This window comes from Pedobacter anseongensis (assembly GCF_037482965.1).
Classification (GTDB): domain Bacteria; phylum Bacteroidota; class Bacteroidia; order Sphingobacteriales; family Sphingobacteriaceae; genus Pedobacter; species Pedobacter anseongensis.
This window is the reverse complement of the sequence record NZ_JBBHKB010000003.1, coordinates 22,927-36,439: the sequence shown is the minus strand read 5'-3', so window position 1 is coordinate 36,439 and position 13,513 is coordinate 22,927. Positions and strand designations below refer to the sequence as shown.

Sequence of the window (13,513 nt, the reverse complement as noted above, 5' to 3'; positions counted from 1 at the left end):
TTTATTAAGGACTGCAAAGATAGCGTTTTGCATCAATTTTCAAAAAGGAAAAACATTTATTTTTGCTTAGCTAAAAGAGAAAATAGCTAATTAGCTAATTATCAACTCGTCTTGTAAATTAAAAAGATAATTTACAGCCTTTACCAGCCTACTTCCATACCAAGAAAACATTTCTCCGTCTGCCAACAATATGCGACTGTTTGGTAACTTCAATTTAATTTCTTCGATATGTTTTTCTTTAAAAGGGTATGGTTCTGAGGATAAGAAAATAAGTTGGGGGTTTTGAGTTTTGAGAGTAGACAGTGTAATTTCTGGATATCTCGATTCTGATACCACATTCGTAAGGCCAATTTTTCTTAAAATATCATCTATAAAAGTGTCTTTCCCAGCAACTAAGTAAGGGTCTTTCCAAATTAGGTAAGCAACCGTTTTGTTGATTTTTTTACTAGCCGCCAAAAACTGAAGGTCGGTGAATCCAGCATCAATTAGATAATTGAGATAGGCTGCCTCTGGCGAACGATTAACGAGTTTTCCGATGTGCTCTATCATCGCTGTTGCATCATCCAGATTTGCAATATCACTCATCCAGACAGGAAATTCGGTCATCAATTCTTCTATCTCACTTTTTGTATTTTCTTCCTTATTACCGATGATCAAATCTGGTTTCAGCGTTCGAATAAGATCAATTTTAAGTTTTTTAGTGCCACCTACTTTTGTGCACGAAGCAAACTTATCAATAGGATGGATGCAAAATTTAGTAATCCCAATTACCTCTTCATTCAGTCCTAAATCAAACAAAAGCTCGGTTTGAGAGGGAACAAGAGAAATGATTCGCTTTGGAGGATAATTAAAAGTAATTGATCTTCCTAACTGATCTGTGACTGTTTTCTGCATTAATCGGCCAAGCTATCGAATACCATTTTTATTTCATGATCACCTATAGTAATGATACGTTCTTTGTATAAACCACCAATGGCTTTCTTAAATGCACTTTTACTAATTTGAAAACGTTCGTAAATCTCGTCGGGTGTGCTTTTATCGCCAAGTGCAATTTTTCCGCCCTGTTCTCTCAGCTCTTTTAAAAGTACATCTTTGGTATCTAGAATATGACTATAGCCCATAGGTTGTAAGCTTAAGTCGATCTTTCCTTCGATACGGATTTTCTTTATCCACCCTTTTCTTTTTTCCCCAACTTTTAAATTGGAAAATAACTCATTATGATAAAGTAAACCTATATAGCTATTATTAATGATGGCGTTAAAACCAAGATCTGTTTTCTCACTAATTAATAAGCTTACCTCATCACCCTCATCAATTTCAAAATCTTCTTCTTCAACATAACGATCTAAGCGCGAAGAGGCAAGCATCCGCTTACTACTTTCATCTAAATATAAATAAACCACATAACCTTCGCCAGTATGCATTGGTCTTTTTTGGTCACGAGTAGGGATGTAAACATCTTTTCCAATACCTAAATCCAAAAAAGCACCATCATCACTTGCATCGATAACGTTTAAATAAGCAAAATCACCTACTTCACCTAATGCAGATTTTGTGGTAGCGATGGTTTGTCCGTCTTTGTTAACAAATACGAAAACTTTAATATTGTCGCCAATTTCTATCTGGGCTGGAACATCACTATAAGGTAATAAAATTTCTCGCTCGCCGTCTGATAAACTTAATCCATCACTGTTTTTTGCGGCTATTCTTAAATCGTTATATTTTCCTATCGCTATCATTTTACAAAGTTACGGAAAGCAAAACAAAATATTCTTACTGGTTTTATCAATGCTAAAACTATCTCCTCCGCACATTGTTTTTATTGCAAACAAATATAAATCAATCATGGAAACCAATCAGAAGTACACTGAAAATGAAATTAACGCTCTAGCTAATTCCACTCAGGCAGCTGATGAACCAAAAAGTGCACATGCAACTTCCGTTACTGAAAAGTACGTTAAAAAGAGGAGAGATAAAGCAGAAAAACAAACGGCAGACGAGCATAAAACCGATTCGTTGTGGGGTTCCATTAAATACGTGATTTTATAATCAAATACGTCTATTAGGTTCATAATGCAATCCAGGAGATAGCCAATACAATAAAATTATTCTTGAATACCTGTAGTTGAAAGGAGAAAATACGATAGAAGTTATCGATAAAATAGCTATGAAATACCATAGATTATCGAATGATAGGGCAAGCCCGAATACATTTGCCGCTACACTAACACTAATCATTTCAGCAACATTTAAGGCATAACTTACAAACATGGCCACATAGAAATAGCCTGGCTCTCTTTCGAATTTAAGTGCGCAATGTGGACAAACTTCGTTCATTTTTTGAGTTTTTAAGGCGTAAGTGGCACCGGTGAAAATATTTCCTTTTCTACATCTCGGACATTTAGCGTGTGTAATGCCATACCATTGCGATACTGTTTTTTGTTCAGGTTCCATAAATAATTGATTTTCTGAATTTTTCGGGAGTTACCCCTTCGTGTTTCTTGAAAAATTTAATAAAATAAGACTGATCGGTAAAATTAAGTTGGTTGGCTATTTCCCCAATTCTTAAATCGAGATTAATTAAAAGACGTTTAGCTTCAAGTAAAATCCGATTACGGATTAGGTTTCCTGCCGAAATTTGCAGAAAATCGTTACATACCGCATTTAAATGATTTGGCGTAATATACAATAATGCCGCATACTGTTTTGGTAATTTTAAGTGTTTGTAATTGGCTTCTATCAAATCTTTAAAATTCTTCATTAAAATATGATTATAGCTATTGTTCATTGCAGGCTCAAGGGTGTTTTGAAACCGGGCTATTGTTATAAATAATTGAATTAATAATGTTTTTACTAGATCGTCGTTCGCCTTGCTATGAGTTAATCCCTCCTTTAAAATTGCTTCAAAAATACTCGTGATACTTTGCTGGGTGTTTAATGATAATTCGAGAACTTGCGCGTCTTGCTGCCCACTAAAAAAGCTAAAACGCGATAAATAATCTGCGTCTAAAAGAAAAGAACTAAAATAAGTACTCGAAAAATTGATAATATACCCGTTGGGTGGCGTTTTAAATACCCAATTGTGCACTTGTCCGGGAATCATAAAGTAAATTATTCCAGGTTTAATGCTAAATTTTTTAAAATCAAGATACTGCTTGCCTTCCCCTTCAGTAAAAAACACTAAATGGTAAAAGTGGTGCTTATGGGCAGTTAGCAGGTGCTCATGCTCAGTTAGATATGGACCGAATCTGCTAACTAAAATCCCTTCATTCTTATAGAATTTGAGGTTTTCTATGCTATATATAGGGATATCTAAGGGCATAATCAAAGGTAAATAAAATGGTGTAGACTAGAAAGGTAGAATGCCGACTAAAAATGGTATTTTTTACTTATTGCCCTAAATGTATCATTTTATGCGGAAACTGATTTCCATAAGACAAAATTAAATTCATAATGTAATCGTTTGAGGGATAGGGCGTAATGGCCGACTTCAAGGTTTCTAAATCGTTAATATCTGTGTAATTAGAAATATAGCCCATGCCATAAAATTTACCTTTTTCTACCCAAAGGCAACTTTTTTCATCGTCGCCCCTGCCATTATCAATTAAAGCAAATGAAGGTAGTAAATCTTGTAATTGATTAATTGCTCGCTTCACCCTGAAATTGTATAAAGCTGTACTTTCTTCGCCAATACAAGCGCCCCTACAGGTACCCTTTGCATGCCCAGTACAAGCGGTTTTTTGTTTTTGGATGAAGCAAAGTTTTTCGCATAAGGAATGCTCGCTTGCAATAGTTCGTAACAATTGATGCCCTTCAAGCAAATTATTAAAACTATGTAAAACCGTCCCATTCTTGCGGTATTTATCAATGCCGAGGCGGATATATCCGTTTTGATCTTCGAAGTGATAAAGTGAATATTTTTGCTCAAAGCGTTTCATTGCCCTGTTGTTTTCGGGCCATAGTTTTTTAATTTCAGCAGCTTCTAAAATAAACGCCATTAATTCAGTTCCGCACAATTGATAATCGATATGATGAATATCTTTTAAGAAGTTTTGTCGCTGAAGGCTGATGCTGTGCCCTGTAAAATGGGTACAAACCCTCTTTTTTAGTTGCTTTGCCTTACCAACATAAATTACTTTGCCTTTTTGGTCTTTGAAATAATAAACCCCAGGCGTGTTGGGTAATTTTTCAATTTCAGCTCGCTGCAAATTTGGTGGCAAGGTTTGCTCTTTAGAACTACGCTTCAAGGTGTCGCTAATTAGTCCGTCTACATCCTTTTCGATTAACATTCCGAGTAAGATTGCCGTTGCGCTAGCGTCGCCATCGGCACGGTGCCTATTGGTTAAAGATATCGTTAGTGAAGCGCAAAGTTTCCCTAAACTATAAGATGAAAATCCAGGAAATAGTTTACGACTTAAGCGAACGGTACATAGTTTTTTGCAATTCAAAGCATAACCACATGCCTCTAAATGGTGCTTCACAAAAGAATAATCAAAATTTACATTATGTGCAACGAAAACTTTATCGTGCAATAAAGTATAAATTTCTTTTGCGACCTCTCTAAAATCAGGTGCAGAAGCTACCATTTGGTCGTCTATCCCTGTTAAGGCTTGGATATAGATAGGAATGGCTTGATGGGGGTTAATCAAGGTCTGATAGCGATTAATCACCTTTTCACCATCGTAAATAAGGATAGCAATTTCCGTAATGCCATGATGAGCAGCATAGCCACCCGTGGTTTCGATATCTACAACTGCGTATAACATGATTTCGATTAGAGAAACAAATATATGCTAAAAATATTAGTAATTAAAATTTATTAATTTATGGTTTATTATTTTTGAAAGGTAAATTTTAAGGAACCTTCGAGGTTGTTATACAGTAGAGCTAAAAAGAGGATGAAATTTTACGCCCCATGTAATAAACCTAAAAATATCTCGTATTATATACGAGAGCGTTAATTTAGATGTCGGGGATAAGGCTTAGGTTTTATCTCCGATTCTTTTTTTATGGGGTTTTAAGTAATAGTAACTTAATGGAAATAAACAGATTATCCCCAACATAAATCCACCCAATGTATCACTGAACCAATGTGCGCCTAAATACACGCGCGAAAAAGCAATAGTTAAGATAAAGAAGCCAGATGCAAAAGAAATTATCCTTCGAGTTAAAAGAGGTATCGTCTTCAACTGTTTCATCAGCAAAATCATAAATCCAAAAAACAAAATGTACGACATTACATGTCCACTCGGAAAGCTATTAAATCGGTTAATTTCTACCAAACGCACATAAAATGCCGTTGGTCGTGGCCGGTTAATTAGGTTTTTAACGCCTAAAATAATTAAGCCTGAATACAGGATAGAAAGGGTAAAGTAGGCTTCTCGTTTGTATTTGAAAAGATAAAATAACAATGCAACGAGCACAACCATAATAATAGAATAGGGCAATTCGCCAAATAAACTAATACCCAACATTATCTTGTCTAAGGGATCGGAATGAAATTTCTGTAAAAAAAGCGAAATGCGGAGGTCGAACGCGGGAACGGGATTCGCACTTACAAAAAAGCCCAATAGGATAAAGCTAACGATGGCCAATCCCATTAAGATCAATACATTTTTGCTTTTCTTCATTAGACTAATATAGCAAAATCGTTATTTATCTTGATCCAGCTTAGAGCTTGCTCGTGTATCTTTCATGAATATATACACCAATAAAGAAATAAAAATACAAGCCGTAATGTACCAATAATAATAATTCTCGTGCTGCATATCCTTTAGCCAGAGCGCAATGTATTCTGCAGTACCACCAAAGATTGCCACGGTTAAGGCATAAGGGAGTCCAACGCCCAAGGCACGAATTTGTGCAGGAAATAATTCGGCTTTAACGATGGCGTTAATACTGGTATAGCCACTTACTATTACTAATGCAAGCAATAAGAGAAAAAATGCTTGTAATTGAGAAGTAGTATGACTTAAAATGGTTAATAAAGGAACCGTGCATAATGTTCCAGAAATACCAAAGCCGATTAATAAAGGACGACGGCCTATTTTATCTGATAGCGCACCAAAAACAGGTTGTAAGCATGCAAAAATGAATAGCGTGGCGAACGACATTAACGTAGATTGCTCTTTGCTCATGTGCATGGTATTTACTAAAAATTTTTGCATATAGGTAGTATAGGTATAGAAAGCCAAAGTGCCGCCTAAGGTTAACCCAATTACGGTAAATACCGCTGTTGGATGTTTAAGCAACTCGTGCAGTGTTCCCTTTCGGATGGAGGTATGATTTTTTTGATTTTCGAATGCTTGCGTTTCTTCGAGATTCTTTCTGAGGTACAAGGCAAAGAGCGATAATATAGCCCCAAAAATAAAAGGGATACGCCAACCCCAATTGTGCAATTGTGAATCACTAAGAAATAATTTTTGTAAGGTGAGTTGAATGGCAAGGGCAATTAATTGTCCGCCAATTAAGGTAACGTACTGAAAGCTTGAATAAAATCCTCGTCTATTTTTAGTCGACATTTCGCTTAAATATGTAGCCGAAACCCCATATTCGCCACCCACACTTAAGCCTTGCAATAACCTAGCGGTTAGCAATAGGATGGGAGCTATAATGCCAATGGCTTGGTAAGTTGGGGTTAGGGCGATTAATAAAGAGCCGAACGACATTAAGAGTACCGAAAGTGTCATTGATTGCTTGCGACCAACCCGATCGGCTAGACGCCCAAAAATATATCCGCCTAGCGGGCGCATTAAAAATCCTAGTGCAAAAATTCCTGCAGTATTTAATAATTGGGCGGTCGGATTTTCTTTCGGAAAAAAGGAGCCTGAAAAATAAATGGCAAATGCAGAATAGGCATACCAATCGTACCATTCTACTAAATTACCAATTGAGCCACCAAAGATGGCTTTGAGGCGTGAAGAAGAGATTTTATCATTTTTAGCGAATTTCATTGTAGCTAAGATAAGGCTATGTATCCGCTTTTTTGGCTACGAATCTTATTTATTTACCTGTAATAAACCTGTCAAGCGATTAAACATACTGAACCAGCTTTGATAAGCACCTGTTTTCTTAGCTTCTTCTTCATCAACCGTTTGGTGAAGCGTAACTTTGGTTTGGTTCCCAATTGGGGTAAAGGTTACAGTGGTGATAATAGTCTCTGGCCATTCTTCCGATTTTCCCGCAACATTTGCAGTTACATTCTCTCCATTTTCGTTCGAAAGTATCATCGAAAGCACTAATTTTTCTGGGAATACTACTTCATGATATCTTCCTTTTATCCAACAAGGACCATGAATCGGATCATGAATGCAAGAATGAAATTCTCCGCCCTGTTTAGCGTCGATAGATTTAAATTCGATGGTGCATCCATCAGGGGCGTACCAGTGCTTTAGGTGCTCGGGATCGGTCCAGGCGTTAAATACGATTTCTGGCGTTGCATTAAATAAATGAGTAATGAGTAGGTCTTTTTTATTTTTCATCGACATCTTTGGTTTTTATTTTGCTTAAATACATATCTAATTTTTCAAATTGTTTAACCCAGTGTTTTTTCGATTGCGCTACCCAGGTTGCCACCTCATCGAGTTTATCCAATTTTGCTTCGCAAAGGCGTTCTCTTCCGTGTTGCTTAATTACAATGATCTCGCATTCCACTAAAATTTTTAAATGTAAAGAAATCGCTTGCCTTGTCATATCGAATTTTTCGGCTATTGTATTTACGTTACAAGACTGTTTAGCAATAAGATTGATAATTTCTCTACGGGTAGGGTCGGCAATGGCTTGATAAACGTCTCTTCTGGCTTTCATATGTGGATAAGGATGTTGTTAATTGTGATATGGATTGGCCATTTTATAATGCGCAAGTATATGCTTGCAAATATAATAGCAAGTATTTACTTGCGCAAGAAAATTTGAATTTATTTACAGAAAATAAAGTAATTAATTTTTTTGCTGGTGCTCAGCAAAACAAACAGCATTTTTAAGCATAGGTTACCAACGAAGGAATTGGTAGAATGAACAAAATCAGCCCACAAAGCACTGCGCAATGGGGGAAACACGATTCATCATTTGATGCAATTTGGGTTTAAAAGAAAAAAGCTGCGAAAAATCTCGGAAATTTCGCAGCTTTCGATAAAAATTTGTGGAGCCGAAGGGGTTCGAACCCTTGTCCAGTTGTGTGATAAATTACACCTTCTACATGCTTATTTTCCAATTAGTTGTCGGGATAAGTCGGGCTGGAAACCGACCTTAACATTCTCCTTAGGTACTTTGTTTCGCAAATGTAGCGTACCCTACAAAAGCTAGCGCTGTTATTTCGATGCCTCTATTACTAACCTAACAATGCAGCAGTTAGCGAGACAAAAGCTATTTAATTCTAAATTAAGCAGCTAAGGCGTAGTTATTTTCGCCAATTATTGTTTTGAACGTTCTCTTTTAAGTGCTCTCCGTACAACGCACTGCATGCTAACATACTTAGCGCCACCCTGTCAAATCCAAAACGGCCCCGTTTTACAGTCTAAAGGTTTCAGTTATCGAACTTCGTGTTAAAAACAACTTTAGATTGAATTACAAATATACAAAATATATGCCAAATAAAGGTTTTTTATCTACAAACTACTGCTTTTACATCAGCTAGTGTAGTTGCATTGAGCAGCCTATATTGTCTAGAATTCACACTAAATTCACATTTTCTGCATTTTTCAATCTCTTTGTCCTTCAAATATTTAAATACCTTGTCGTTTTTTATATACGATCGAAATTCGTTTGTTTTAATGCAGCCCTCACAAGCTGGTCCGCCTTCTACGAATTCGTAAAAAAAAATGAGTTTACCACGGCTGTAATAATAGTCTTCCTTTGCATATACATCACCCACTGTACCAAAATCTATCGATATCTTAACAATTTCATGGTTTTCATAAAAGAAATCGACCTTTGTTTTTTCATCACATAGAAACTCGAAATGTTTTTTTTCTAACACGGTAGTATTAATGTGCTTTACCTTTTCTTTTATAAAAGTTATTGAATCTAAGGCTTTGTTTTCATATTTCTTTATTGATGTGTCAACAATCGTAACCGAATCGCTATCACTCTTTTCTACCTTTTTATCTTGTATGCAAGATGTAGACAACAACAAAAAAAAAACGATTATCCGATTCATACCTTTTATTATTATAAGATAGTAACAACGGTAAGAGAGGATAAGTTTGCTTTAATCTTTAAGCTTACCCGGATACTCGCTTAACGCCACTTCCAAACAATCCATTGCCGCATTTAAATCGTCCGTATTTAAAACATACGCCATTCTCACTTCATTTTTCCCAATTCCGGGGCTCGAATAAAATCCAGTTGCTGGAGCCATCATCACGGTAGCGCCTTTATGCTCAAAACTTTCTAACATCCATTGGCAAAAAGCATCTGCATCATCGATCGGAAATTTAGCCACTACATAAAACGCACCACCTGGATTCGGACAAAATACACCCTCCATATCATTTAATCGTTTTACGAGTGTATTGCGACGAAGCGTATATTCTTTGTTTACTTCTTCAAAATAACTATCAGGTGTATCAACCGCTGCTATACCGGCAATTTGTTCTACCATGCCCGGACTTAATCTTGCTTGTGCAAATTTTAATCCTGAAGCAATAACTGCTGCATTTTTTGTAATCATGCAGCCTAAACGTGCGCCACAGGCACTATAGCGCTTAGAAACGGTATCCATCACCACTACATTATCAGCCAAGCCCGCCAAATGCATAGGAGAAATAAATTCTCTTCCATCATAACAAAATTCACGGTATGCCTCGTCAGAAAATAAGAACAAATCGTATTTTAGACACAGTTCTTTTAACGCTTCTAGTTCTTCTCTTGAATATAAATAGCCGGTTGGGTTATTTGGATTGCAGATAATAATGGCTTTTGTTTTCGGTGTAATTAATTTTTCGAATGCTGCAATTGGCGGAAGCGCAAATCCATTTTCGATATGTGATAAAATAGGTTTAACTACAACATTACTCATGCACGCAAAACCGTTATAGTTTGCATAGAAAGGCTCTGGAATGATAATCTCATCACCCTCGTTAACACAAGTTTGCATAGCAATAGTTATAGCTTCAGAACCGCCAACCGTAACTAAAATATCGGCAGGAGTTATATTATAGCCCAGTTTATTGTAATAACTCGCTAGTGCGGTTCGGTAACTTAACGTTCCTTCAGAAGGGGTATACGCCCACACGTTAAAATCTATATTTTTAATAGCGTTTAACATTCCTTCGGGTGTGGCAATATCGGGCTGACCGATGTTTAAATGATAAACTTTTTTACCAGCTGCTTTCGCTTTATCGGCAAAAGGTGTAAGTTTTCGGATAGGTGAGGCGGGCATATTTAACCCTTTTTCTGAGATTTTTGGCATGGCACAAAAATAAAAAACCCCGTTGAATTAACGGGGTTTTGAGTAAAAAAATATAGTCTATTTTTTATTTTTTTGTATTTCCTTCAACATATACACCTTTAATGATAAGAACTTTTGTAGTCGTTCGTGCATTAGAGGTTAACGTAATTGACTTTACAATGGGTACAGCTGGGCCAGAAGGGGTTAAGGTTACTTTAATAAAACCTTTTTCTCCTGCTTTAATTGGTAATTTCGAGTATTCTGGAACCGTACAGCCACAGGTTGTTTCTACTTTAGTAATGATAATCGGCGCTTCGCCAGTATTGGTGAAATTAAACGTATGAACAACTGGCTTTCCAATTACAATATTTCCAAAATCGTGAACCTCAGAATCAAATTTAAATTCTCCTGGCTTGGTTTGAGCTTGGCTATATGCCGTAAACCCGATAATTAATGCAACAACTAAAATTAACTTTTTCATATTTTCATGTTTTATTTTCAAAGGTCATGAAGCTATCACGATTTGAACCTCTTTGTATTAACAAATTTAATGTTATTTACTTGTATTGCAAAAAGTATTCCAAGATTTAAATTTGTGAATTAGTTGATTAGGTATTCGCCAATTAGCACATTACTAATTTACAAATTCACGAATTAACGTATGAATTTGTATCTTTGTCGACTAACCACTTGCTTATGATGCCAAACAGCAAAGTAACCACTGCACATATAGACACGTCTGAATTAAGTTTCGACGATTTTAAGCGAATCGTGTTAAATGACTACAAAATCGCTGTCGAAAGTAGGCAAGCCAGCATTTTAGGACGTAGAGAAGTACTAACTGGAAAAGCCAAATTCGGCATCTTTGGCGATGGGAAGGAAGTTCCTCAAATTGCTATGGCTAAGGCCTTTAAAAATGGCGATTGGCGTTCTGGCTATTATAGAGATCAAACCTTTGCTTTTGCTACCGGAATATCGACCATCAAAGAATTTTTTGCGCAATTATATGCCAATACCGATGTGCTTGCAGAGCCGGCTTCGGCAGGGCGGCAAATGAATTGTCACTTCGCAACACGTTCATTAAATGAGGATGGCTCTTGGAAAGATTTAACAGAAATTAAAAACTGCTCGTCAGACATTGCACCAACAGGTGGACAAATGGCGCGCTTAGTAGGATTGGCCTATGCATCAAAGCTGTTTAGACAAAATCCTGAATTAAGCTATTTAAAGAATTTTTCGGTCGAAGGTAACGAAGTGGCATTTGGTACCATCGGAAATGCATCTACTTCTGAAGGCGTGTTTTTTGAGGCTATAAATGCTGCTGGTGTGCTTCAAGTGCCCATGGCAATTTCGGTTTGGGACGATGGGTATGGTATTTCTGTTCCCTCAAAATACCAAACTACAAAAGAAGATATTTCAGAAATTTTAAAAGGATTTCAACGTGAAGAAGGTACACATGGGTATGAAATTTATAAAGTTAAAGGATGGGATTATCCAGCCTTATGCGAAATGTACCAGAAGGCGATTGCTGTTTGCAGAAAAGACCATGTTCCTGTTCTAATTCACGTTACAGATGTTACTCAGCCTTTAGGCCACTCAACCTCAGGCTCACACGAAAGATATAAAAATAACGAACGCTTAGCCTGGGAAAAGGAATACGATTGCATTACACAGATGCGAAAATGGATGATCGAATCGGCAATTGCAAGCGAAGAATCAATTTATGAAATAGAAGAAGAAGCCAAAAAATTTGTTCGTGATGCCCAAAAAGAAGCATGGAATGAGTTTTTAGCAACGATTAAGCAAGAGCAGAGCGATGTTATAAATATGATTAATGCTGTTGCGAAAGAAGATAGGGCCGACATTACGAAAATTGCTGTACAATTGGCCTCAACTCCTGATGCATTGCGAAAGGAAGTCGTATCTGCAGCAAGAAAAGCCATTAGACAAAGTATATCAATCCCTTCTGAAGAAAGAAACCAACTTGTTAACTGGTATCAAAAACAGATTGGTTTAAACGAAGATCGTTACAATTCTAAGCTTTTTACGGAGGGAAAAGAAAGTCCGTTTTTAGTTGAGGTAGTGGCTGCCGAATATACCCAAGATAGCAAAATGATCGATGGTAGAGAGCTATTGAATGCGTGTTTTGATGCAAATTTCAATAGGGATCAACGTTTAGTTGCCTTTGGTGAAGATTTAGGGAATATAGGTGATGTGAATCAAGGTTTTGCAGGCTTACAGGCCAAATATGGAGAGCTTAGAATAACCGATACAGGTATTCGTGAAATGACCATTATAGGGCAAGGAATAGGATTGGCCATGCGAGGATTGAGACCAATTGCTGAAATACAATATCTTGATTATTTGCTTTTTGCATTAAATATCTTAAGTGATGATTTAGCTACTTTATCGTATCGCACCAAGGCAGGACAGAAGGCTCCTTTAATTGTTCGGACACGCGGTCATCGCTTAGAAGGCGTGTGGCATTCTGGTTCGCCTATGGGTGTAATTTTGGGTGCCTTGCGTGGCTTACATATATGCGTTCCTCGCAACATGACCCAAGCTGCTGGTATGTACAATACATTATTTAGGGGTGATGAACCCGCACTCGTAATTGAGTGTTTAAATGGTTATAGATTAAAAGAAAAATTACCAGAAAATGTGGGCAACTATACCGTGCCACTGGGGGAAGCCGAAATCTTAAAAAGTGGTAAAGACTTAACGATTGTTTCGTATGGATCTACCTTAAGGTTAATTGAAGAGGCCGCTGAAGAACTGATGAGTTTAGGTATAGATGTTGAAATTATTGACCCGCAAACCATTTTGCCTTTCGATACTAATCAACTATGCCTGCAATCGCTAAAGAAAACAAATAAATTATTGGTTATCGATGAAGACGTGCCAGGTGGTGGAAGTGCCTACCTATTGCAGCAAATTTTAGAAGTGCAACAGGGATATTATTATCTAGATTCTAAACCAAGAACATTAACGGCTAAAGCCCATCGTCCGCCTTATGGTTCAGATGGCGATTATTTTAGTAAACCTTCGATAGACGATATTATTGAAACTGTCTACCAGATGATGAACGAAGCAAATCCAAGTAAATATCCTGCTATTTTTTAG

14 protein-coding genes and 1 other RNA gene are annotated in these 13,513 nt (G+C 36.9%); 2 read left to right on the top strand and 13 right to left on the bottom strand.

Features of this window, described 5'->3' with window-relative positions:
• Positions 1-90: 90 nt before the first annotated feature.
• On the bottom strand, positions 91-894 hold the full coding sequence (locus tag WG904_RS10990; protein WP_339579365.1) for an ABC transporter substrate-binding protein: 804 nt from the start codon (positions 892-894) through the stop codon (positions 91-93).
• On the bottom strand, positions 894-1,739 hold the full coding sequence (locus WG904_RS10985) for a CvfB family protein (RefSeq protein WP_339579364.1): 846 nt from the start codon (positions 1,737-1,739) through the stop codon (positions 894-896). The genes WG904_RS10990 and WG904_RS10985 overlap by 1 nt, the downstream gene beginning before the upstream one ends.
• A 106-nt stretch (positions 1,740-1,845) precedes the next feature.
• On the opposite strand from WG904_RS10985, the gene WG904_RS10980 reads away from it, so the two are divergent.
• Entirely contained in the window at positions 1,846-2,049 is a 204-nt protein-coding gene (locus WG904_RS10980) for a hypothetical protein (RefSeq protein ID WP_339579363.1), read from the top strand.
• On the opposite strand, the gene WG904_RS10975 is transcribed toward WG904_RS10980, so the two are convergent.
• From WG904_RS10975 to WG904_RS10925, 11 genes are all read right to left on the bottom strand, one after another.
• A complete protein-coding gene (locus WG904_RS10975; RefSeq protein WP_339579362.1) occupies positions 2,050-2,454 on the bottom strand; it encodes a DUF983 domain-containing protein in 405 nt (134 codons plus the stop codon).
• A complete protein-coding gene (locus WG904_RS10970) occupies positions 2,444-3,322 on the bottom strand; it encodes a helix-turn-helix transcriptional regulator (protein WP_339579361.1) in 879 nt (292 codons plus the stop codon). Before WG904_RS10970 ends, WG904_RS10975 begins: the two co-directional genes overlap by 11 nt.
• A 67-nt stretch (positions 3,323-3,389) precedes the next feature.
• Positions 3,390-4,766 carry an exonuclease domain-containing protein gene (locus WG904_RS10965; protein WP_339579360.1) on the bottom strand — a complete coding sequence of 459 codons (1,377 nt, stop codon included), beginning with the start codon at positions 4,764-4,766 and terminating at the stop codon, positions 3,390-3,392.
• 216 nt (positions 4,767-4,982) lie between these two features.
• Entirely contained in the window at positions 4,983-5,630 is a 648-nt protein-coding gene (locus WG904_RS10960; protein ID WP_339579359.1) for a phosphatase PAP2 family protein, read from the bottom strand.
• 21 nt (positions 5,631-5,651) lie between these two features.
• Complete coding sequence (locus WG904_RS10955; protein ID WP_339579358.1) at positions 5,652-6,953, bottom strand: MFS transporter; 1,302 nt, start codon at positions 6,951-6,953, stop codon at positions 5,652-5,654.
• 45 nt (positions 6,954-6,998) lie between these two features.
• Positions 6,999-7,481 carry an SRPBCC family protein gene (locus tag WG904_RS10950; RefSeq protein ID WP_339579357.1) on the bottom strand — a complete coding sequence of 161 codons (483 nt, stop codon included), beginning with the start codon at positions 7,479-7,481 and terminating at the stop codon, positions 6,999-7,001.
• Positions 7,471-7,806 carry an ArsR/SmtB family transcription factor gene (locus WG904_RS10945; RefSeq protein WP_339579356.1) on the bottom strand — a complete coding sequence of 112 codons (336 nt, stop codon included), beginning with the start codon at positions 7,804-7,806 and terminating at the stop codon, positions 7,471-7,473. The genes WG904_RS10950 and WG904_RS10945 overlap by 11 nt, the downstream gene beginning before the upstream one ends.
• Positions 7,807-8,138: 332 nt before the next feature.
• Positions 8,139-8,505, bottom strand: a transfer-messenger RNA (tmRNA) gene (gene ssrA, locus WG904_RS10940).
• Between the two features lie 97 nt (positions 8,506-8,602).
• The gene (locus WG904_RS10935) at positions 8,603-9,157 is read right to left on the bottom strand and encodes a hypothetical protein (protein WP_339579355.1); all 555 of its coding nucleotides are present in this window, start codon (positions 9,155-9,157) and stop codon (positions 8,603-8,605) included.
• A gap of 51 nt (positions 9,158-9,208) precedes the next feature.
• Entirely contained in the window at positions 9,209-10,411 is a 1,203-nt protein-coding gene (locus WG904_RS10930; protein ID WP_339579354.1) for a pyridoxal phosphate-dependent aminotransferase, read from the bottom strand.
• Positions 10,412-10,475: 64 nt separating this feature from the next.
• Complete coding sequence (locus WG904_RS10925) at positions 10,476-10,871, bottom strand: DUF1573 domain-containing protein (RefSeq protein WP_339579353.1); 396 nt, start codon at positions 10,869-10,871, stop codon at positions 10,476-10,478.
• A gap of 215 nt (positions 10,872-11,086) precedes the next feature.
• Between WG904_RS10925 and WG904_RS10920 the strand changes: the two genes are divergently transcribed.
• The gene (locus WG904_RS10920) at positions 11,087-13,513 is read left to right on the top strand and encodes an alpha-ketoacid dehydrogenase subunit alpha/beta (RefSeq protein ID WP_339579352.1); all 2,427 of its coding nucleotides are present in this window, start codon (positions 11,087-11,089) and stop codon (positions 13,511-13,513) included.